This window comes from Streptomyces montanus (assembly GCF_005786655.1).
GTDB lineage: Bacteria > Actinomycetota > Actinomycetes > Streptomycetales > Streptomycetaceae > Streptomyces > Streptomyces sporangiiformans.
This window is the reverse complement of the sequence record NZ_VBZC01000108.1, coordinates 1-19,644: the sequence shown is the minus strand read 5'-3', so window position 1 is coordinate 19,644 and position 19,644 is coordinate 1. Positions and strand designations below refer to the sequence as shown.

Annotated in this window: 21 protein-coding genes and 1 riboswitch; of the genes, 9 read left to right on the top strand and 12 right to left on the bottom strand. The window is 71.0% G+C overall.

Annotated elements, in window-relative coordinates; translation table 11 throughout:
* The 3 genes from FE633_RS47645 to FE633_RS45235 all read left to right on the top strand — a co-directional run.
* Positions 1–195: hypothetical protein (locus FE633_RS47645; RefSeq protein ID WP_212747352.1), on the top strand; the 195-nt coding region annotated here is incomplete at its 5' end.
* 273 nt (positions 196–468) lie between these two features.
* The gene (locus FE633_RS45240) at positions 469–1,068 is read left to right on the top strand and encodes a uridine kinase family protein (RefSeq protein WP_246114134.1); all 600 of its coding nucleotides are present in this window, start codon (positions 469–471) and stop codon (positions 1,066–1,068) included.
* A 434-nt stretch (positions 1,069–1,502) separates the two neighbouring features.
* Positions 1,503–3,368, top strand: coding sequence for an AAA family ATPase (locus tag FE633_RS45235; RefSeq protein ID WP_138050979.1), 1,866 nt, complete (start codon positions 1,503–1,505; stop codon positions 3,366–3,368).
* 34 nt (positions 3,369–3,402) lie between these two features.
* Here FE633_RS45235 and FE633_RS45230 read toward each other — a convergent pair whose 3' ends face one another.
* From FE633_RS45230 to FE633_RS45190, 9 genes are all read right to left on the bottom strand, one after another.
* Positions 3,403–4,572 (bottom strand): hemolysin family protein, encoded by a 1,170-nt coding sequence (locus tag FE633_RS45230; protein ID WP_138050978.1) that lies wholly within the window; start codon positions 4,570–4,572, stop codon positions 3,403–3,405.
* On the bottom strand, positions 4,569–5,897 hold the full coding sequence (locus tag FE633_RS45225; protein ID WP_138050977.1) for a hemolysin family protein: 1,329 nt from the start codon (positions 5,895–5,897) through the stop codon (positions 4,569–4,571). The genes FE633_RS45230 and FE633_RS45225 overlap by 4 nt, the downstream gene beginning before the upstream one ends.
* A gap of 225 nt (positions 5,898–6,122) precedes the next feature.
* Positions 6,123–6,602 (bottom strand): PH domain-containing protein, encoded by a 480-nt coding sequence (locus tag FE633_RS45220; RefSeq protein WP_138050976.1) that lies wholly within the window; start codon positions 6,600–6,602, stop codon positions 6,123–6,125.
* Positions 6,603–6,615: 13 nt separating this feature from the next.
* Positions 6,616–7,473 (bottom strand): ATP phosphoribosyltransferase, encoded by an 858-nt coding sequence (gene hisG, locus FE633_RS45215; RefSeq protein WP_138050975.1) that lies wholly within the window; start codon positions 7,471–7,473, stop codon positions 6,616–6,618.
* 51 nt (positions 7,474–7,524) lie between these two features.
* Positions 7,525–7,797: a phosphoribosyl-ATP diphosphatase gene (locus tag FE633_RS45210; RefSeq protein ID WP_031486114.1), complete on the bottom strand. Its 273-nt coding sequence runs from the start codon at positions 7,795–7,797 to the stop codon at positions 7,525–7,527.
* Positions 7,798–7,810: 13 nt separating this feature from the next.
* A complete protein-coding gene (ribH, locus tag FE633_RS45205; protein ID WP_138050974.1) occupies positions 7,811–8,317 on the bottom strand; it encodes a 6,7-dimethyl-8-ribityllumazine synthase in 507 nt (168 codons plus the stop codon).
* A gap of 20 nt (positions 8,318–8,337) precedes the next feature.
* Positions 8,338–9,669, bottom strand: a complete 1,332-nt coding sequence (locus FE633_RS45200) for a bifunctional 3,4-dihydroxy-2-butanone-4-phosphate synthase/GTP cyclohydrolase II (protein ID WP_138050973.1) — start codon at positions 9,667–9,669, stop codon at positions 8,338–8,340.
* Positions 9,666–10,310, bottom strand: a complete 645-nt coding sequence (locus FE633_RS45195) for a nicotinamide mononucleotide transporter family protein (protein ID WP_138050972.1) — start codon at positions 10,308–10,310, stop codon at positions 9,666–9,668. The genes FE633_RS45200 and FE633_RS45195 overlap by 4 nt, the downstream gene beginning before the upstream one ends.
* Positions 10,307–10,909 (bottom strand): riboflavin synthase, encoded by a 603-nt coding sequence (locus FE633_RS45190; protein WP_119106224.1) that lies wholly within the window; start codon positions 10,907–10,909, stop codon positions 10,307–10,309. Before FE633_RS45190 ends, FE633_RS45195 begins: the two co-directional genes overlap by 4 nt.
* A 151-nt stretch (positions 10,910–11,060) precedes the next feature.
* Positions 11,061–11,191, bottom strand: a riboswitch (FMN riboswitch).
* A 507-nt stretch (positions 11,192–11,698) separates the two neighbouring features.
* On the opposite strand from FE633_RS45190, the gene FE633_RS45180 reads away from it, so the two are divergent.
* Positions 11,699–12,586 carry an RNA polymerase sigma-70 factor gene (locus FE633_RS45180; RefSeq protein ID WP_138050971.1) on the top strand — a complete coding sequence of 296 codons (888 nt, stop codon included), beginning with the start codon at positions 11,699–11,701 and terminating at the stop codon, positions 12,584–12,586.
* 103 nt (positions 12,587–12,689) lie between these two features.
* Positions 12,690–13,442: an SDR family oxidoreductase gene (locus FE633_RS45175; RefSeq protein WP_138050970.1), complete on the top strand. Its 753-nt coding sequence runs from the start codon at positions 12,690–12,692 to the stop codon at positions 13,440–13,442.
* A gap of 238 nt (positions 13,443–13,680) precedes the next feature.
* Here the strand turns inward: FE633_RS45175 and FE633_RS47640 are convergent, their stop codons facing one another.
* On the bottom strand, positions 13,681–13,845 hold the full coding sequence (locus tag FE633_RS47640) for a hypothetical protein (protein ID WP_171060392.1): 165 nt from the start codon (positions 13,843–13,845) through the stop codon (positions 13,681–13,683).
* Between the two features lie 68 nt (positions 13,846–13,913).
* The gene (locus FE633_RS45165) at positions 13,914–15,098 is read right to left on the bottom strand and encodes an ROK family transcriptional regulator (RefSeq protein WP_138050969.1); all 1,185 of its coding nucleotides are present in this window, start codon (positions 15,096–15,098) and stop codon (positions 13,914–13,916) included.
* Between the two features lie 120 nt (positions 15,099–15,218).
* Here FE633_RS45165 and FE633_RS45160 point away from each other — a divergent pair, with 120 nt between their 5' ends.
* The gene (locus tag FE633_RS45160) at positions 15,219–16,433 is read left to right on the top strand and encodes an MFS transporter (RefSeq protein ID WP_138050968.1); all 1,215 of its coding nucleotides are present in this window, start codon (positions 15,219–15,221) and stop codon (positions 16,431–16,433) included.
* A gap of 19 nt (positions 16,434–16,452) precedes the next feature.
* On the opposite strand, the gene FE633_RS45155 is transcribed toward FE633_RS45160, so the two are convergent.
* Positions 16,453–17,574, bottom strand: coding sequence for a glycoside hydrolase family 6 protein (locus FE633_RS45155; RefSeq protein WP_138050980.1), 1,122 nt, complete (start codon positions 17,572–17,574; stop codon positions 16,453–16,455).
* A gap of 172 nt (positions 17,575–17,746) precedes the next feature.
* Here FE633_RS45155 and FE633_RS45150 point away from each other — a divergent pair, with 172 nt between their 5' ends.
* The 3 genes from FE633_RS45150 to FE633_RS47970 form a co-directional block, all read left to right on the top strand.
* Positions 17,747–18,433 carry a DUF5995 family protein gene (locus FE633_RS45150; RefSeq protein WP_138050967.1) on the top strand — a complete coding sequence of 229 codons (687 nt, stop codon included), beginning with the start codon at positions 17,747–17,749 and terminating at the stop codon, positions 18,431–18,433.
* Between the two features lie 96 nt (positions 18,434–18,529).
* A complete protein-coding gene (locus FE633_RS45145) occupies positions 18,530–19,459 on the top strand; it encodes an LLM class F420-dependent oxidoreductase (RefSeq protein ID WP_138050966.1) in 930 nt (309 codons plus the stop codon).
* Positions 19,443–19,644: hypothetical protein (locus tag FE633_RS47970; protein WP_212747351.1), on the top strand; the 202-nt coding region annotated here is incomplete at its 3' end. The genes FE633_RS45145 and FE633_RS47970, both read left to right, overlap by 17 nt.

Below are 19,644 nucleotides of genomic sequence, written 5' to 3'. Positions count from 1 at the left end.
GAGGTCCAGGCACGGTTGTCCACCCGGCCGGCCCGCGCCTTCGACGGGGCCTGCGCGGCGCGGGCCGGCGCAGGGGCGCCGGCGGCCGAGCTCGCGGCAGCCACCGGACTCGCGACACCCGCCGCTGCCGCGACCACCGCCGCGGTCAGGAGCGTTCTGCGGGAAGGCTGTTCGAATCTGGTCATGGACGAGTGACCCCCAGGGTGTCCGGAACAGGCGAGTCCAACGCACGGATGTCGCCAACTATGGATGCCCACACCGGCTTCTGCCAGCACCTCGAGCGTCACGCCGCCGACGAATATTGGTCACGACCAGTGGCATGGGAAGGGACGCGCCCCGATCCCGACCTCGCCACCCAATCACCCGAATTCTCCTGCTATCGCCTCGGTAGAATGTTCCCTCGTCTCACGCATCCACCTCACCACCCGTACACCCCAGGGATCCCCGATTCACACTCTCGCCTCCCAGATGCACCGGCTGCCGCCGTCCTGCGGCCCCGTCCGCCTCGTCGGCGTCGACGGGCACGCGGGCTCCGGAAAGACCACGTTCGCCGGGCGGCTGGCCGAGGCGCTGGGCGGCGCGCCCGTGCTGCACCTGGACGACATCCGCTCGCACGAGGAGCTGTTCGCGTGGACCGGGCGACTGCTCCGGGACGTCGTCGAGCCGCTGAGCCGTGGCGAGGCCGGGCGCTATCGCGTCTACGACTGGGAGGCATGCCGGTTCGAGGCGGCCCGCGATCTGCCGCCGGCCCCCGTGGTCCTGGTCGAAGGTGTCGGCGCGGGCCGCCGGGCGCTGCGGCCGTATCTGGCGTGCCTGCTGTGGATGGAGGTGGCACACGACGACGCCTGGACGCGTGGCCGGGACCGGGACGGTTCGGCTCAGAGTGACTTCTGGGTCGACTGGGTCACCGCAGAGCACCGGCACTTCGCCGACGACCCCTCAAGATCTTTCGCCGATCTTCTGGTACGGCAGTGCTCAGAGGGATACGAGGTACTGCCGGGGCCCGCCGCGAAGCCAGGACTGGACCACGTCATCACACACCGTGACGGGCCGTCGGCAGTGTGCTGAACCTGTGAAGGCGTCTGTCCGAGAACTTCCCCAAGTGCTCCAACTCGGCTTGACCCGGGGACCGTACAGGTCTTACGTTCTCAATATGCGGTCTTTCGAGGCCGTCCACAGACGCGAAGCCCCCGGTTGTTCCCCCGTGATCGGGGGCTTCGTTCTGTCCTCGTCCGGATTCCGGACGTCGCGCGGCGTGATTCGTTCACCCTCGGTCACCGAGGGGCGTGCGCCCCGTCTGCTCCCACCTCGAAGAACCCGCCGTGCGGGCACCCTTCGGCACGGTACTGCCTCGCAGGTACGATGCCTCTCGGTGCGACCTTAGGACGGCTGCTCTCCGCACCGAACGCAACTCCCGTCCACGGCACAGCGGTTCGACGAAGGCTGCCGCCGGGCACCGGCCCGTTCGGCATTCAACGGGGGCACGGTATGTGGGGGACGTGATGGACTTCGGCACGCAGGGCCCCGAGGCCCCGGCCGACCTCGCCTGGCTGCGAGGTGTGGATGCCTACACGATGGGGGCCTATCCGCAGGCGGAGGAGGAGTTCCGCGCCGCGGTACGGATGGATCCGGGCATGGCCGACGGCTGGCTCGGGCTGCACGCGCTGCGCATCGACACGACGACCGCGCTGCTGCGGATGTTCCGGCATCGCGAGCGCTTCGGAGAACAGCGCGCCCGCCACCGGCGCACGCTCAACTCCTGGTACTGGCTGGGCTGGTGGGTGCAGCCCGTCCTGGAGTCTCCGCGCGACCTGCTGCTCGCGCACGCCTCGCACTGGCTCGACGGACGCCATGTCCCGGAGCTGGACCGGGCGCTGGCGGGACTGCCACCGGTGGACGCCGATCCGCAGGTGCGGTTTCTGCACGCCTGCCGGGCCTACCTCGTCAAGGACTGGGAGCAGCTGGTCCGGCACACGGACCCGCTGATCGACGATCCGATGCTGGGCATCGAGGCCGGCCTCTTCGGCGGCATGGCGCGCGTCCGTCTGGAGATGTACGGGCAGGCCGAGCCGCTCCTGTCGGCCGCGCTGATGCGCTGTCGCAGCGAGCAGCCGCAGCGCAAGGAGCTGCGCTACTGGCTGGCGCGGGCGCACGAGGGCACGGGGCGGTCGGCGGCGGCACTGCCGCTGTACCAGGCGGTGCACCGCGTCGACCCCGCCTTCATGGACACCTCGGCGCGGCTCGCCGCGATCGCCGAGGGCGACGGATACGACGACACGGCGGACCTCGCGGCGATCACGCTCACCGGTGTCGGTCAGGACGTGATGGACGCGCCCGACGGCGTCGACCCGCTGTTCGGCGGGGAGGGCCGGGATCTCAAGCTCTCGGAGCCCGATCTGCCGCCGGGCGGGCCGGCGCCGGAGGCCGACGCGGTCCGCGAGAAGGCGATCGTGCCGGTCCGGCCGCCGCAGTTGCCGACCGGGCCCACCGACCCCGCACTCCTGGAAGAGGCGCTCGCCGAGCTGGAGCGGATGGTCGGCCTGGAGCCGGTGAAGCGCCAGGTGAAGGCGCTCTCCGCACAGTTGAACATGGCCAGACTGCGCGCCGGGCAGGGACTCCCGGTGCAGCCGCCGAAGCGGCACTTCGTCTTCTCGGGACCGTCCGGCACCGGTAAGACCACGGTGGCCCGCATCCTGGGCCGCGTCTTCTACGCGCTCGGGCTGCTCGGAGGCGACCACCTCGTGGAGGCCCAACGCGCGGATCTGGTGGGCGAGTACCTCGGCCAGACCGCTGTGAAGGCCAACGAACTGATCGACTCCGCGATCGGTGGCGTCCTCTTCGTCGACGAGGCCTACTCGCTGTCGAACTCGGGCTACGGCAAGGGCGACGCCTACGGGGACGAGGCGCTTCAGGTGCTGCTCAAGCGCGCCGAGGACAACCGCGACCACCTCGTGGTGATCCTCGCCGGGTATCCCGAGGGCATGGACCGCCTGCTGGCCGCCAACCCAGGGCTGTCGTCCCGCTTCACGACCCGCGTCGACTTCCCCTCGTACCGTCCCCTCGAGCTCACGTCGATCGGTGAGGTGCTGGCCGCCGAGAACGGCGACGTGTGGGACGAGGAGGCCCTCGACGAGCTGCGCTCCATCAGCGGGCACGTCGTCGACCAGGGCTGGATCGACGAACTGGGCAACGGCCGCTTCCTGCGCACCCTGTATGAGAAGAGCTGCGCCTACCGCGATCTGCGGCTGTCCGGCTACACGGGCGACCTGACCCGCGACGACCTGTCCACCCTGCGCCTGCCGGACCTGATGCAGGCATACGGGGAGGTGCTGTCCGGGCGGGGGCCCCAGGATCCGTCGGCACTCTGACCGCGCATCCGAAAGGCCCCCGCCCCTCAGCCCCTCAGCTCGCCAGTGCCTGCTCCGGGCTCTCGGACCGGGGCTCCGGCTCCGGCTCCGGCTCCGGCTTCGCCGTCTTGGCGGTCGCGGGGGGCGCTGCAGTCGGGGCGATCCCCGCGCGCGGCTCCGTGACCCGTACCGCCGGAGTGGGAGCGTCGCGGTGCGCGGGATCGCGTACCTCGCCGACCAGCAGTTCCAGTACGTCCTCCAGGGCGACCAGGCCGAGTGCGCGGCCGGAGGCGTCGACGACCTGGGCGAGGTGCGTCGCGGCGCGGCGCATCACGGTCAGGGCGTCGTCCAGGGGCAGCTCGGACCGCAGGGTCGTCATGGGGCGCCAGATGTGCTGTGGCACGGCCCGCTCGGACTCCTCCAGGTCGAGTACGTCCTTCACGTGGAGATAGCCCATGAAGGCGCCGTTCTCCGCGCAGACCGGGAAACGCGAGTAGCCGGTGCGGGCGGTGAGCGCGACGACCTGCCCCGGAGTGACCGACGGGCCCACCGTCACCAGTGACTCGCGGTCCAGGAGCACGTCCGTGACCGGGCGGGAGCCCAGCTCCAGGGCGTCCTCCAGGCGCTCCTGCTCCTCGGGGTCGATCAGGCCCGCCTGGCCCGCGTCCTCGACGAGCCGGTTGAGCTGCTCACTGGTGAAGACCGCCTCGACCTCGTCCTTGGGCTCGACGCGGAAGAGCTTCAGGACGACGCGGGCGCAGGCACCGAGGCCCGCGGTGACCGGCTTGCACAGCCGGGCGAAGGCGACGAGGCCGGGGCTGAGCCACAACGCGGTCTTCTCGGGCGCGGCCATCGCCAGGTTCTTCGGCAGCATCTCGCCGACGACGAGGTGGAGGAACACGACCACGGCGAGGGCTATCACATAACCGAGGGGGTGGATCATGCCCTCGGGGAGATGGACCGCCTCGAAGACCGGTTCCAGAAGGTGCGCCACGGTGGGCTCGGCGACGGCGCCGAGCGTCAGGGAGCAGACGGTGATGCCGAACTGGGCGGCGGCCATCATCTGCGGCAGGTTCTCCAGGCCGTACATGACCTGGCGGGCCCGTGTGGTGCCGAGCGGTTCGATCTGGCTGCGGCGCACCGAGACGAGCGCGAACTCGGCACCGACGAAGAAGCCGTTGGCGAGCACGAGCAGAACGGCGAACAGGAGTTGGAGCATGCTCATCGGGCGGCCTCCACCACGGTGTCCGCGGCCTTGACCAGGCGCACCCGCTCGGCCCTGTAGTGCCCGACCTGGCGCACCGAGAGCCGCCAGCCCGGCAGTTCGACCCTGTCACCGGGCGCGGGGATACGGCCGAGCAGATCGGCGACGAGGCCCGCGACGGTCTCGTACGGGCCCTCGGGGACCTCGAGGCCTATGCGCAGGAGGATGTCGACGCGGCAGCTGCCGTCGGCGTCCCAGGCGGGCCGCCCGTCCTCGGGCGGGGCGGCGGCGAGCTCGGGCACGTCGTGTCCGTCGTGCTCGTCGCGGACCTCGCCGACGAGTTCTTCGACGATGTCCTCCAGGGTGACGACGCCGGCCGTGCCGCCGTACTCGTCGACGACGACAGCGATGGGCTGCTCGCTGCGCAGCTGCTCCAGGAGAGGCTGGACCGGCAGGGTCTCCGGGACGAGCAGCGGGGGCTGGGCGATCCGGCCGACGGGGGTGCGCAGCCGCTCGTTGGAGGGCACCGCGAGGGCGTCCTTGAGGTGCGCCATGCCGACGATCTCGTCGATGCGCTCCCGGTAGACGGGGAAGCGCGACAGGCCGGTGGCCCGGGTGAGGTTGACGACGTCCTCGGCGGTGGCGGAGGACTGGAGCGCGCTGACCTTCACGCGTGGCGTCATCACGTGCTGCGCGGTGAGGTCGGCCAGCGAGAGGGTGCGGACGAAGAGGTCGGCGGTGTCCTGTTCCAGGGCGCCGGCCCGGGCCGAGTGCCGGGCCAGGGAGACGAGTTCGCCGGGGGTGCGGGCGGAGGCCAGCTCCTCGGCGGGCTCGACGCCCAGGGCGCGGACGAGCCGGTTGGCGACGGCGTTCAGGCCGGCGATCACCGGCCGGAACAGGCGCGAGAAGACGTGCTGGGGGCCCGCGACGAAGCGCGCGACCTGCATCGGCTTGGACACCGCCCAGTTCTTGGGCACGAGCTCACCGATCACCATCTGCACGGCCGAGGCCAGCAGCATGCCGACGACCACGGCGACGCCGGACACGGCGCCTTCGGGTATGCCGGTCGCGGTGAAGGGGCCGTGCAGCAGCTCGGCGAGCGCCGGTTCGGCGAGCATGCCGACGACGAGCGAGGTGATGGTGATGCCGAGCTGGGTGCCGGACAGCTGGAAGGACAGCTCCTTGAGGGAGTTCACGACGGTACGGGCCCGTCGGTCGCCCTCGGCGGCTGCCTTCTCGGCGTCGGGGCGTTCGACCGTGACAAGACCGAACTCGGCCGCGACGAAGAAGCCGTTGGCGAGGATCAGCAGGAAGGCCGCTCCGAGGAGCAGCAACGGGATGGTCATGCCGCCGCCTCGGAGTCGGCGCGGACCGTGAGGTCCGCGCCATCCCGGGAGGGGGCGGCGCAGGTACTACAGGACGATCCGTCCATCGCTGGAGGGAGTCACTCCTCGAATAGCAGGAGCCCCTGATTTCCGGGCGGAACATCAGGGGCGGAGGCGCAAGGAAAACACCTCCGACAACAGATTAATCAAGACACCGGCCGATACGGCAGGGTGGAAAGCCGAGAGTCAGCCGTGATGTTCGTCCTGCTGTCCTCCGTGCTGCCCGTCGGGATCGCCGATTCCGTGTGCCTCGGCGAGTGCCCGCAGCGTACGGGCGTCGCTGATCGCACGCTGTTTCGCGATGCCCGGCTGGATGCCGAGCGCGGGCAGGCTGGTGCCGTCGCTCAGGTCGAGGAACACCCACGGGTCGCCGGGGCGCAGGTTGACCCGGAGGATCTCCGCCCAGGCCAGACGCCGTCGGGCGGTGATGTTGACGACCGTGACGCCGGACTCGTCGGCGACGACTTTCGGCCGCGAGAGCAGCGCGAGCACCCCGAAGATCAGCGCCGCGGTGAAGACGAAGCTGACGCGCTCCCCCGGGCTTAGCTTCTCGAGCAGCAGCGCGACGGTGGTGATGACCACGAAGATCGTGGCGCCGGCGGTCAGCAGGACGGCGCGGGTGCTCCCCGGCCGGAAGGTGACAGGAAGCACGGGCAGGTCCGACATGGCGTGCGCGTCCTCAGAGGCGGCAGGCGTGGATGGCCGTGGTCAGGATGGCCCGTGCGCCCAGGTCGTACAGGTCGTCCATGATCCGCTGGGCTTCCTTGGCGGGGACCATGGCGCGGACGGCGACCCAGCCCTCGTTGTGCAGCGGCGACACCGTCGGGGATTCCAGGCCCGGGGTGAGGGCGACGGCCCTCTCGAGCTGCTCGACGCGGCAGTCGTAGTCCATCATCACGTACGTCCGCGCCACCAGGACACCCTGCAGGCGGCGCAGGAACTGCTGAACCTTCGATTCGGCATTTTCCTCGGCGTTCGCGCCGGTGCGGCGGATGACGACGGCCTCGGACTTCATGATCGGCTCGCCGAAGACCTCGAGGCCCGCGTTGCGCAGCGAGGTGCCGGTCTCGACGACGTCCGCGATGACCTCGGCGACGCCCAGCTCGATCGCGGTCTCGACGGCGCCGTCGAGGTGGACCACGGAGGCGTCGATGCCGAGGTCCGCGAGGTGCTTGGCGACGATCCCCTCGTACGAGGTGGCGACGGTCATGCCGGCCAGGTCCTCGACGCCGCCCGCCGTGCCGGGCTTGCTGGCAAACCGGAACGTGGAGCGGGCGAAGCCGAGCGGCAGGATCTCCTCCGCGTTGGCGCCGGAGTCGATGAGCAGGTCGCGTCCGGTGATGCCGATGTCGAGGCGGCCGGAGGAGACGTAGATCGCGATGTCGCGGGGGCGGAGGTAGAAGAACTCGACCTCGTTCTCCGGGTCGACGATGCGCAGTTCCTTGGACTCCCGGCGCTGCTGGTAGCCGGCCTCATGCAGCATCTCCGCCGCAGGGCCTGACAGGGAACCCTTGTTGGGGACGGCGATGCGCAGCATGAGGTCGGCTTCCTTCGTTCGTGCGTAGGGTTTTGGAATTGCGGTGACGGCTCAGAGGTGGGCGTAGACGTCGTCCAGCGAGATACCGCGGGCGACCATCATCACCTGCACGTGGTAGAGCAGCTGCGAGATCTCCTCGGCGGCCGCCTCCTTGCCCTCGTACTCGGCGGCCATCCAGACCTCGGCGGCCTCTTCGACGACCTTCTTGCCGATGGCATGGACTCCCTTGCCGACCAGCTCGGCGGTGCGGGAGGTGGCGGGGTCGCCGTTGGCGGCCTTGTGCTGGAGCTCGGTGAAGAGCTCCTCGAACGTCTTCTTGGACATGGTGGCGTTCACTTTACGCGGTGTGGCGGCCGGCCTGACGCCAGGGCTCGGAGACCGCACGCAGCGTGGCCGCGGTGGCGACGGCCGCGGTGACCGCCTCGTGGCCCTTGTCCTCGCTGGAGCCCTCGATGCCCGCGCGGTCGAGGGCCTGCTCCTCGGTGTCGCAGGTCAGCACGCCGAAGCCGATGGGGACGCCGGTGTCCACGGAGACCTGGGTGAGGCCCTGGGTGACGCCCTGGCACACGTAGTCGAAGTGGGGGGTGCCGCCGCGGATGACGACGCCGAGGGCGACGACCGCGTCGTAGCCCCGGCCCGCGAGGACCTTGGCGACCACCGGGAGCTCGAAGCTGCCGGGGACGCGCAGGACGGTCGGCTCGTCGATGCCGAGTTCGCGCAGGGCGCGCAGGGCGCCGTCGACGAGGCCGTCCATCACCTTTTCGTGCCACTGTGCCGCGATGACCGCGACGCGCAGGTCGCCGCAGTTGCGTACGGACAGTTCAGGTGCACCCTTGCCGCTCACGTCTCTCCTCAGTGATGTGCTTACTGGTTGCCGCAGGTGGACACGGTGGCCGTGTCCAGCCAGGGCAGGTCGTGCCCCATCCGGTCCCGCTTGGTGCGCAGGTAGCGGATGTTGTGCTCGCCCGCCTTCACGGGCATCGGCTCGCGCTCGGTGACCTTGAGGCCGTGGCGGACGAGCGCGTCGGTCTTGTCGGGGTTGTTGGTCATCAGGCGGACGCTCGTCACGCCGAGGTCCTCGAGAATCTGCGCGCCGACGCCGTAGTCCCGGGCGTCGGCGGGCAGGCCCAGCTCCAGGTTGGCGTCAAGGGTGTCACGGCCGCGCTCCTGGAGCTCGTACGCGCGCAGCTTGGACATGAGCCCGATGCCGCGCCCCTCGTGGCCGCGCAGGTAGACCACGACTCCGCGGCCCTCGGCGTGGATGCGCTCCAGGGAGGCCTCCAGCTGGGGGCCGCAGTCGCAGCGCAGCGAGTGGAAGACATCGCCGGTGAGGCACTCGGAGTGGATGCGGACGAGGACGTCGTCTCCGTCGCCGATCTCACCGTGTACGAGGGCGACGTGCTCGACGCCGTCGGCGGTGGAGCGGTAGCCATGGGCCGTGAACTCGCCGAAGCGGGTGGGGAGTCGGACCTCGGCCTCGCGGCGGACGGTGGGCTCGGCCGGGGGCGCCCCCGGCGAGAGCGATGCCGCGAACGTGAGGGAGCGCCGGTAGGCGATCAGGTCCTCGATGGAGATGATCGTCAGGCCGTGCTTGCGGGCGAACGGGACCAGTTCGGGCAGGCGCAGCATGCTGCCGTCTTCGCCGGCGATCTCGACGATCGCGCCGGCCGGGCGCAGACCCGCGAGCCGGGCCAGGTCGACGGCGGCCTCGGTGTGGCCGTTGCGCACCAGGACGCCACCGGGCTTGGCGCGCAGGGGAAAGATGTGGCCGGGGCGCACGAGGTCGCTTGCCTCGGCCTCGCCGCCGGCGAGCAGCCGTAGCGTGGTGGCGCGGTCGGCGGCGGAGATCCCGGTGGTGACGCCGTGGGCGGGGCCGGCGTCGACGGAGACGGTGAACGCCGTCCGCATCGACTCGGTGTTGTTGTCGACCATCTGCGGAAGCTTCAGGCGGTCGAGTTCGTCGCCTTCCATGGGCGCGCAGATCAGACCGCGGCACTCGCTCATCATGAAGGCGATGATCTCGGGGGTCGCCTTCTCGGCGGCGATCACGAGGTCGCCCTCGTTCTCGCGGTCCTCGTCGTCGACGACCACGATGGGGCGGCCGTCCGCGATGTCGGCGATGGCCTGCTCGACAGGGTCGAGTGCCAGGTCCTCTTCGATGGTGTCGGTGCTGAACCAGACGGGCGCGGCGGTCATGCCGGGGCTCCTTCCAGGACGGGCCGCGCAGCCCTGCGGGAGCGCAGCCACCAGTCGCGCATGCCCCACAGGACGAGTGCGCCGTAGATGATGTAGACGAATCCGGAGAAGGCGAAGCCGTTGGCGAAGTTGAGCGGCACGCCCACCAGGTCGACCAGGAGCCAGGCGAACCAGAACTCGACCATTCCGCGCGCCTGGGCGTACATGGCGACGATCGTGCCGACGAAGATGTACGCGTCCGGCCAGGGATCCCACGAGAGTGCGGGGTAGGCGGTGAACAGGCCGCCGACCGCGAGGGTGCCGAGCGCGGCACCGCCGACGAGGCAGACGCGCTCGCGCCGGCTGGCGAACCGTACGACGAGGGAGCCGTCCTGCGCCCGCTCCTTGCCGCGGTTCCACTGCCACCAGCCCCAGGCGGCGACGGCCATCACGATGACCTGCTTGCCGGCGCTGCCGGAGAGGTGGGCGGTGGCGAAGGCCGTGAGGAGGATGAGGCCGGACAGGAACTGGGCGGGCCAGGTCCATATGGAGCGCCGCCAGCCGAGCGCGAGGGCGATCAGACCGATGGTGTTGCCCATCATGTCGGCCCATCTGATGTGCTGCCCGAAGAGCGTGAACGCCTCGGAGTTCAGCCAGTTCACCGCGCGCCCCCCTGGTTGCCGAGCAGCCGCTCGACGTACTTGGCGATGACGTCGACCTCCAGGTTGACCGGGTCGCCCGGCTGCTTGAGGCCGAGCGTGGTCAGGGCGAGCGTCGTGGGGATGAGGCTGACGGAGAAGTAGTCCGGGCCCGCGTCGACGACGGTCAGGCTGATGCCGTCGACGGTGATGGAGCCCTTCTCGACGACGTAGCGCGTGAGGTCCGCGGGGAGCGAGATCTTCACGATCTCCCAGTTGTCGGACGGTTTGCGCTCGATGATCTCGCCCGTGCCGTCCACATGGCCCTGGACGATGTGCCCGCCGAGGCGTTCGCCGACGGCCATGGGGCGTTCGAGGTTGACGCGGGAGCCGACGGCCAGGACGCCGAGGCTGGAGCGGTTCAGTGTCTCGGCCATCACGTCGGCGGTGAACTCGTCGCCTTCGTGGTCGACGACCGTGAGACAGACGCCGTTGACGGCGATGGAGTCGCCGTGCCGAGCGCCTTCGGTGACGACTGGCCCGCGAAGCCGGAAGCGGGAGGCGTCGTCGAGGTTCTCGACGGCCGTGACCTCGCCCAGCTCTTCGACGATTCCGGTGAACACTTCCCGGGTCCTCCTGCCTCTTCGGGCACGGACTCCGGGGCCTGTCGATGACGACAGCAGGTACGGACGACGACACCGGGTGCGACGCCGTAGCGGACATGCCCCTCAGGACACGTCGAAACAGACGGCGACGCGCACGAATGCCCGCCCGCCGCGCACTGCCTCCCATCCGGACTTTAACCGTCGGTCCAGGAATTTCACCTGGTCAACCGGCCGCTGGAAGCGACCGGGTCGCGGACTGTAACCGCCGGTTCGGAGTTTCACCGACCCCGGAGTGCGCTGCTTCTGGTACAGAGCCAGTGTGCCACGGCTGATCGATACCCAAGGAGTGAATAACTGTGGGGTGGCTCACAAGACAGCGCGATGGACTTTCACGCGACAACCAATGGGGTCCAGACTCCGTGACACCCGGGAGGATCCAACTCCGGCGTGGGCATGGCATCTTGTGAGGTACGGGCACGGAATCTCGCGATGCGGCCACATTTGTTGACGTGGTGGTCTAGTCCTCTTAGGGTCTGCGTTCACCGGCCCGCCCAAAAACGACCCGGCGGCGGTGACGATCGGCCCTTGCCCCGCCGCCGGGTCTTAGGCCGTGTCGCCAAATTCCCTTCTGCCTCACGACGCCATGCACGCACTCTCGCCGCACCGGGCGCAGACCCAAGTACGATCCAGTACGAGGATCTACGCCCGGCACGCCGAGAGCACGCACCTGACGCCGCAAGGCCGCCCTCCGGGCGACGAAGGGAATTTGACGACACGGCCTAGCCCCGGTTCTGCCACGCTGGGGTCGTGACCTCCTCGATCGCCGACGAGTTCGAAGGCCACCGCCCGCGTCTGTTCGGGCTGGCCTACCGCCTGCTGGGGTCCGCCGCGGAGGCGGAGGACGCGGTGCAGGACGCGTATCTGCGGTGGAGCCGTGCCGATCGCACGCTTGTCGAGCATCCCGGGGCGTGGCTCGCCAAGGTCCTCACCAACCTCTGCCTCAACCGGCTCACCTCGGCCCGTGCGCGACGCGAGCAGTACGTCGGTACGTGGCTGCCGGAGCCCGTGGTCACCTCCGACGGAGCGCTCGGGCCTCTGGAATCGGCCGAGCAGCGCGATGCCGTGTCCATGGCGCTGTTGGTGCTGCTGGAGCGGCTGACGCCGACCGAGCGCGCCGTCTACGTGCTGCGAGAGGCCTTCGGGTACAGCCACCGGGAGATCGCCGAGGTCCTCGAACTGAGCGAGGCCAACTGCCGGCAGCTCTACCGGCGGGCCTCGCAACGGGCCACCGCGCCCGAGTCCCGCTTCGAGCCCGCGCCCGAGCAGCGGGAGGTGCTGGTCGCCTCCTTCATCACGGCGGCCCGCGAGGGCGATCTGGCCGGTCTCGAGAAGCTGCTCGCGGACGAGGTGACCTGGTGGAGCGACGGCGGCGGCAAGGTCACCGCGGCGCGCCGGCCGATCATGGGACGCGAGAAGGTCACGCGGTTCCTGGTGGGCGGCACCGAGCGGTTCGCGGTGGACATGACCTTCACGGTGGCGGAGGTCAACGGCGCGCCCGCGCTCGTCGCGTGGGTGGGCGACACGCTCGTCGGTGTCCTCACGTTCGAGCTGCGCGACGGGCTGATCGCGCACCTGCGAGCCATGGTGAATCCGGAGAAACTGGAGTTCGTGGGGCGCCAGCTCACTCGTCCGTAAGCCGTTTCGCGTCCTCGCTGTCACATCCGCGGCGGCTGTCCGGTTCCTGTTGACGACGGGCGTTCCACCCGGGAGCGTCCGACGTCCGGAAGGACCGAACAGCATGACCACGATCCTGGTGACCGGCGGCACGGGAACACTCGGCCGGCCCGTGACCGAGCGGCTGCGCGCGGACGGACACGACATGCGGGTGCTCAGTCGGCACTCCGAGGAGTACCCCGTCGATCTGCGCGAGGGCACCGGCCTGGACGCGGCCGTGGCGGGCGTGGACACGATCGTGCACTGCGCGACCTCACCCCGCGGGGGAGACGAGCGCGCGGCGCGCCAGCTGATCGAGGCCGCGCGCCGGGCGGGCGTTGCGCACCTCGTCTACATCTCGATCGTCGGCGTGGACCGGGTGCCGCTCGGCTACTACAAGACCAAACTCGCGGTGGAGAAGCTGATCGAGGAGTCCGGGCTCGGCTGGACGGTGCTGCGGACGACGCAGTTCCACGATCTCCTGGCGCAGGTGTTCCAGGTCCTCGCCAGGCTGCCGGTCATGCTGCTTCCGGCGGGCGTGAGCGATCAGCCGGTCGAGGTAACCGAGGTCGCCGATCGGCTGGCCGGGCTGGCGGCGGGCGCTCCGGCGGGGCGCGTGGCGGACATGGGCGGACCGGACGTGCGTACGTTCGCGGAGCTGGGCCGGGCGTATCTGCGGGCGAGCGGACGGCGGAGGGCGATCGTGAACGTACCGCTGCCGGGCGGGACGGTCCGCGGGATGCGCGCCGGTGGCCATCTGACGCCGGGGCAGGCCGTCGGCAAGGTCACGTTCGAGGAGTACCTGGCGGCGCTGTTCGGCGGCGGACGGTCACGATGAACCGCCGGACCTCGCTGCGAGCGGGCCTCGGAGTGCTCGCCGGTGTGCAAGGAGTGCTGGGCCTGTGGATCCTGCTGCTGCCGCGCACCTTCTGGGACTGGCGCTGGGTGTCGCTGATCCCGCCGTACAACGAGCATCTGGTCCGCGACCTGGGCTCGCTGAACCTGTCGCTCGCGGTGCTGCTGGGCGCGGCCGTGACCACGATGGAGCGCCGGCTGGTGTTCACCGCACTGGCCGCCTATCTGACGGCCGGGGTGCCCCATCTCGTCTTCCACGCGGCCCACTTGGAGCCGTTGTCGGCGGCGAGCGCTGCCGGGTTGATGGCCCTGCTGGGTTCGGGCGTGCTGCTGCCCTCGGCGCTGTTGTGGCTGGCGACCGGGCGGGCGGTGTTCGCCGACGGCACGACGCGGGCGGAGCCTTGCGTGGCTCCTGTTCCTGCCGTTCCCGCTGTTCCTGCCGTTCCTGCTGTTCCTACCGCTCCTCAGGCGCGAACAACTCGTCCTGAGCCCGCTCCCTCGCCATCAGCAACGCCCCCCGGAGCACCGCCCCTCCCCCCAGAGCAGTCGCCCGGACCTCCGTGGCCAACGGCGACATCCGAGCAAGCCTGTCCCCGACCCGCCACGCAAGCGCCTCACCCCCCGCCCGGCCTGTCTCCCCCGCCAGCACCACACACCCGGGGTCGAGCACCGCGATGACGGAGGCGGCGCCGATGGCCACGCGATCGGCGAGAGCGTCGAGGAACCCGGTCGCCACGCCACTGGTGTCCGCCACCGCCGCCCGGACCAGGGCCGCCGCGTGCGGTTCATGGTGCTGTGCGGGTGCCGCGACGCCGTGTGCCGCGGCGAGATCGGTGATCGCCGCGGCGCCGGCGAGGGAGTGGAAGCCTCCGTCGCAGGCCGTCGCCGAGGGGAGGCCGTCGGTCCCGGGGACCGGCAGGAAGCCGATTTCGCCCGTGCCGCCGGAGGCGCCCCGGCGGAGGGTGCCGTCGAGGACGACGGCGGCGCCGATGCCGTGGCCGAGCCAGAGGAGAACGAAGGTGTCGCGGTCGCGGGCGACGCCGACGCGCTGCTCCGCCAGGGCCGCCAGGTTCGTCTCGTTCTCGACGAGGACGCGGGCCGCGAGCCGGTCGTCGAGGGCGGTGGCGAGGCGGCGGTGCCACTCGGGCAGCCCGGAGGAGTCGCGGAGTTCACCGGTGGCGGGATCGATCAGGCCGGGGGCGCCGATCGCAACCGTGTGCAGACGGTCGGCCCCGGCCTCCTTGGCCGTGCGCTCGACCAGCGTGACCGCCTGCTCGACGGCGGTTCCGGTACCGGTCTCGTCGCCGATCGGCACCGACGCCTCGGCCAGCACCGAGCCCAGGAGATCCGCGACGACCACGGACACGCCCTCCGTGCGGACATCGAGCGCCGCCAGATGCGCCCGGTCGGCGATTATCCCGTACAGGCGGGCGTTCGGGCCGCGGCGCTGTTCCCCGGCCTCCCCCACGACGGCGATCAGCCCGGCGGCCATGAGGCGTTCCACCAGGTCGGCGACCGTGGGCCGGGACAGTCCGGTCAGCTGCTTCAACTGCCCTGCCGTCAAGGGACCCTCCTGCTGCAGCAGCCGCAGGGCGAGCCGGTCGTTGATGGCCCGGGCGATGCTGGGTGATGCGGGCATGCCGGGATCCTTCCAGACCGGAGATCAGGTAGCACGGCCCGATATCCGCTATCTATCAGGCAGGCTCCCTGATAGTTTACGGCGGCAGAGCTGGGCAGGCGCGAAGGAGGGCCGAGAGGCGTGAGTGAAGTGGTCTACGACGCACGCGAGTTGAAGCGCGCCCGGTACGCCGTGGCCACGGTCTTCGCCGTGCACGGCGCGGTCACGGGCTCGTTCGCGACCCGCGTCCCGTGGATCCAGGACCACGCCGCGGTGAGCGCGGGCCAGCTCGGCCTGGCGCTCGCGTTCCCCGCGTTCGGCGCTTCCGTGGCGATGCCGCTCGCCGGCCGTATCAGCCACCGCTTCGGCGCCCGCAACGCCCTGCGCGGCCTGATCTCGCTGTGGACGCTGGCCCTCGTCCTGCCGGCCCTCGCCCCGAACCTGCTCACCCTGTGCTTCGCGCTCTTCGTGTACGGCGCCACGGCGGGCATGGGCGACGTGGCGATGAACGCGCTGGGCGTCGAGATCGAGACCCGCCTCGACAAATCGATCATGTCCGGTCTGCACGGCATGTGGAGCGTGGGCGCCCTGATCGGTTCGGCGGCCGGCACCCTCGCCGCGCACCTGGGCTCGGACGCCCGGCTGCACCACGCGCTCGCGTCCGCGGTGCTCACCCTCATCGGTGTGGCCGCCTGTCAGGGCGTACTGGACCTGCGGCCCACGGAGGGCGAGGAAGCGCCCCCGCGCTTCGCGCTGCCGCCCAAGTCGGCGCTGCTCATCGGTGCGGTCGGGTTCTGCGCGGTGTTCGCGGAGGGCGCGAGTCTGGACTGGTCGGCGGTCTATCTGCGCGACGTCCTCGACACCTCGGCAGGGGTCGCGGCCGCGTCCACGACGGGCTTCACGCTCACCATGGCACTCGCGCGGATCGCGGGCGACGCCGTGGTGGACCGCTTCGGACCGGTCCGTACCGTACGCGTCGGCGGTGTCCTCGCGACCCTCGGCGGGCTGCTCGTCGTGCTGGCCGGGAACGCGGTGGTGGCGATGAGCGGATTCGCGCTGCTGGGCCTCGGCATCGCCGTCGTCGTACCGCTCTGCTTCGCGGCGGCCGGACGCAGCGGACCCAACCCCTCCCAGGCCATCGCGGGCGTCGCCACCATCACCTACACCTCGGGCCTGATCGCCCCGTCCGCGATCGGCTCGATCGCGGACGCGACGAGCCTGGTGGTGTCCTTCGGCCTGGTGACGGCACTGACCTTCGGGCTCGCCGCGTTCGCGGGCGTCCTGCGCACCGGCGGTCGGCAGATCGACGGAAAGGTCGGCGCTCCGGACCCGGCGGTCCCCGGCCCACGGCCCTGAACCGCCCACGCCACGAAGCTCAGCGCGCCAAGTCGTAGGCGTAGTCGGGGGTGAACGTCCCCGGCGCGCCCTTGCAGCCGTCGGACTCCCCCGGCAGCTTCACCCACAGGTAGGCGTCGATGCGGGCCTCGCCGGTACGCAGGGTCGGCGCCTGCCCCAGTTTCCGGCCCGCCGGATCGCACCACTCGCCGTCGGCTGGGGCGCCGTTCCCGTTGCGGCTCGTGTCGATCACGGCGCCGAGGCCCGCGGAGCCGCCGAGCGCGTCGAGGGTCTGCCGGACGTACGCGATCTCCGCGCTCGTGCGGTTGAAGTTGGAGACGTTGCTGAAGACGCCGTCCGAGCCGGCGGCCGAGGCGGCGCCCGCCTGGCGCAGCAGGGAGGCCTGTTTCGCGGCGGAGTTCCAGTCGGAGTGGCCCGCGTCGTAGTACACCCGGGCCTTCGGGTTCGCGGCCTTGAGGACACGGCCCGCGCGGGCCAACGAGGCGAAGCGGTCGGCCCGTTCACCTGCCGAGAGGCAGTCGGACTGGGCGATGGCGTCGGGCTCCAGGATCACGATGACCTCGCCGGAGCCGAGTCCCGCCGCGAACTTGTCGATCCACGCGTCGTATGCGTCGAGATCCGCCGCCCCGCCCTCGGAGGCCCCGCCGCAGTCGCGCTGCGGTATCGCGTACGGCACGACGACCGGGACGCTCCCCTGGGCCGAGCCGCCCGAAGTGACGGCCCTGACCCGCGCGGTGATGGTCGACGGCGTGAAGTCCGCGAACCAGACCGCCGCCGGGCGGTCCGCTATCCGGGACTCTATGACCGAGCGGCGCGGGTCGTCGCGGTGGGCGCTGACCCAGTCGAGGACCTGGGATTCGGGGTAGCGGTAGAGCTGGGCGGACCCGGCTTCGGCCGTCGGCTTCCTGGACTTGCTCTTCGAGGGTTTCGGGCTCGGCTTGGCCGAGGACGGAGACGGGGAAGGCGTCGGCGAGGCGGACGTCTCCGAGGGCGAGGAGGTCGGCACGGCCGGCCCCGGCTCCAGGAGCAGCGACTTCGTCACCTCCGGGCGGGCCTCCCCGGTGTCGCTCCCGTCGTCGAGCGCGGAGATCATCCCGGTCGCCGTGCCCACGGCGACGACGGCGGAGGCCACGCCCACCATGGCGCTCCGCCTGGCGGCGCGCCTGCGCTCGGCCCTGCGTTCGGCCAGGCGCTGGGCACGTTGGCCTGACACGCTGTGCACCCCTTCCTCCGCGCCGGTCGTGTTCCCCCGTTGTGGGGAAGCGCTCGGCCCGGCGGGGCTCGGGCCAGCGTAGGCCTGGGACCCTGCCCCCATGGTGCAGTTGGAACATTTCATGACTCCCGTGGACTTGGTCGTCTCCCGTATGCGCGCGCTGGGCGCGGCCTGGCCGGAATGGGACGGCGTCGCGGTCTTCAACCGCGTCTACCTCACCGTCACGGAGGAGGTCGACCGGCACGTCGACGCCGGGCACTTCGCCGACCCGCACGCCGCGATCACGCTGGACGTACGGTTCGCGGAGCGCTACCTCGCGGTTGTGGACGCGGTGGCGGACGAGCGGCTTCCACCGGCCTGTTGGCGGCCGCTTTTCCAGTTCCGGCACCATCCCGGCGTACGACCGTTGCAGTTCGCGTTCGCGGGCATCAATGCGCACATCGGGCACGATCTGGCGCTTGCGGTGTTAGACGCCTGTCGTACGCTCGACTGCGAACCCGTCGATCTGGAGGACGAGTTCGATCGTGTGGGCGACATCCTCATCACGCTGGAGGAGCGCATCCGCGAGGATCTGATGCCGGGTCCCGACCTCCTCCAGATCGCCGACCCGCTCACGCATCTGCTCGGCTCATGGAGCCTGGAGCGGGCGCGGGACGGCGCGTGGTCGGCGGCCCGCGCGCTGTGGGCGCTGCGCGGACTGCCCGATCTCGCGGACGAGTTCGCCTGCCGCCTCGACGCGGTGGTCGGTCTGGCGGGCCGGATGCTGCTGACTCCGCTGCCGCACTGATCCGGCCACGCCGCACTCGTATCGCTGAATTCGCTTTGCGGCGCGTTAGGTTGAGCGTTGAACCGTCTGACGCGAACGACGCGAAGGAGCGTACGCATGGCCACTCGGTTGGGTCTCAGTCTTCCTCAAGCGCAGCAGTACGACATCGGGCAGGACGTGCCCGACGTGGCGCGCACCGCCGAGCAGATCGGCTACGAGAGCCTGTGGGTGTACGAGCGCGCCCTGTTTCCGGAGCCCGCGACGCAGGGCTTGTACGGCATACCGGGGCTGCCCTGGCCCGAGATGTACCGCGGCGTCCCCGACCCGCTGGTCACGCTGACCCTGGCCGTCACGGCCACTGAGCGGGTCCGGCTCGGCACGAGTGTCCTGGTCGCCCCGCTCCACGGCCCGTTCCAGCTGGCCAGGACCCTGGGCACGCTGGACGCGGCGAGCGGCGGCCGGGTCGTGGCGGGCCTCGGCACGGGTTGGTCGCTCGACGAGTACGCGGCCGCGGGAGTCGCGCCGTTCGAGGAGCGCGGCCAGGTCCTGGACGAGGTCCTCGACGTGTGCCAGGCGGTGTGGGGTCCGGACCCGGTGACGTACGAGGGCCGCCTCACCAAGATCGCGCCCGCCGCGGTCGGGCCCAAGCCCGCCCGGCCGATACCGATCCTGCTGCCGGCCAACAGCAAGAAGGCCCGGACCCGGCTCGTCGAACGCGCCGACGGCTGGATGCCGGTGGCCATGGGCGCCGAGCAACTGGGCGCCCAGTGGCGGCAGTTGCAGGACTTCGCGGCCGAGCGCGGCCGTACGAAGCCGATCGAGTCGGTGGCGCGGGCCAACGCGCAGTACACGCCCAAGGCGTACGACGGCGCCGACCGCGCCCCGTTCCAGGGCAACGTCGAGCAGATCGTGTCGGACCTCAAGGCCCACGCCGAGGTCGGCGTCGACGAGATCCTCATCGAACTCCAGGGCACCGCGCGGGACGCCCAGGAACTCAAGGACGTCGCCGCCGAGGTGTTCGCGGCGGCGCGTGCGGCCGGGGTCTGACCTTCTCGAAGGCGGCCGCATCGCCGCGCCGCCCTCGGGGGCGCTCGACCTGCGGGCCATCCCGGACGCCATCCCGGCTGCCGGCCGGCAGCCGGGATGGCGTCCGGCCGGGACGATGACCAGGGCGCTGATCGCGTGCGCACTCCGTACACACCGCGGCCTCGCGCCGCCCGCGGCAAGGCGCG

Bases quoted from the DNA above. Each gene is read 5' to 3' on its own strand.
- FE633_RS45240 (WP_246114134.1), top strand. From the start codon at position 469: ATGCACCGGCTGCCGCCGTCCTGCGGCCCCGTCCGCCTCGTCGGCGTC.
- FE633_RS45235 (WP_138050979.1), top strand. From the start codon at position 1,503: ATGGACTTCGGCACGCAGGGCCCCGAGGCCCCGGCCGACCTCGCCTGG.
- FE633_RS45230 (WP_138050978.1), bottom strand. From the start codon at position 4,572: ATGAGCATGCTCCAACTCCTGTTCGCCGTTCTGCTCGTGCTCGCCAAC.
- FE633_RS45225 (WP_138050977.1), bottom strand. From the start codon at position 5,897: ATGACCATCCCGTTGCTGCTCCTCGGAGCGGCCTTCCTGCTGATCCTC.
- FE633_RS45220 (WP_138050976.1), bottom strand. From the start codon at position 6,602: ATGTCGGACCTGCCCGTGCTTCCTGTCACCTTCCGGCCGGGGAGCACC.
- hisG (WP_138050975.1), bottom strand. From the start codon at position 7,473: ATGCTGCGCATCGCCGTCCCCAACAAGGGTTCCCTGTCAGGCCCTGCG.
- FE633_RS45210 (WP_031486114.1), bottom strand. From the start codon at position 7,797: ATGTCCAAGAAGACGTTCGAGGAGCTCTTCACCGAGCTCCAGCACAAG.
- FE633_RS45200 (WP_138050973.1), bottom strand. From the start codon at position 9,669: ATGACCGCCGCGCCCGTCTGGTTCAGCACCGACACCATCGAAGAGGAC.
- FE633_RS45175 (WP_138050970.1), top strand. From the start codon at position 12,690: ATGACCACGATCCTGGTGACCGGCGGCACGGGAACACTCGGCCGGCCC.
- FE633_RS45165 (WP_138050969.1), bottom strand. From the start codon at position 15,098: ATGCCCGCATCACCCAGCATCGCCCGGGCCATCAACGACCGGCTCGCC.
- FE633_RS45155 (WP_138050980.1), bottom strand. From the start codon at position 17,574: ATGGTGGGCGTGGCCTCCGCCGTCGTCGCCGTGGGCACGGCGACCGGG.
- FE633_RS45150 (WP_138050967.1), top strand. From the start codon at position 17,747: ATGGTGCAGTTGGAACATTTCATGACTCCCGTGGACTTGGTCGTCTCC.
- FE633_RS45145 (WP_138050966.1), top strand. From the start codon at position 18,530: ATGGCCACTCGGTTGGGTCTCAGTCTTCCTCAAGCGCAGCAGTACGAC.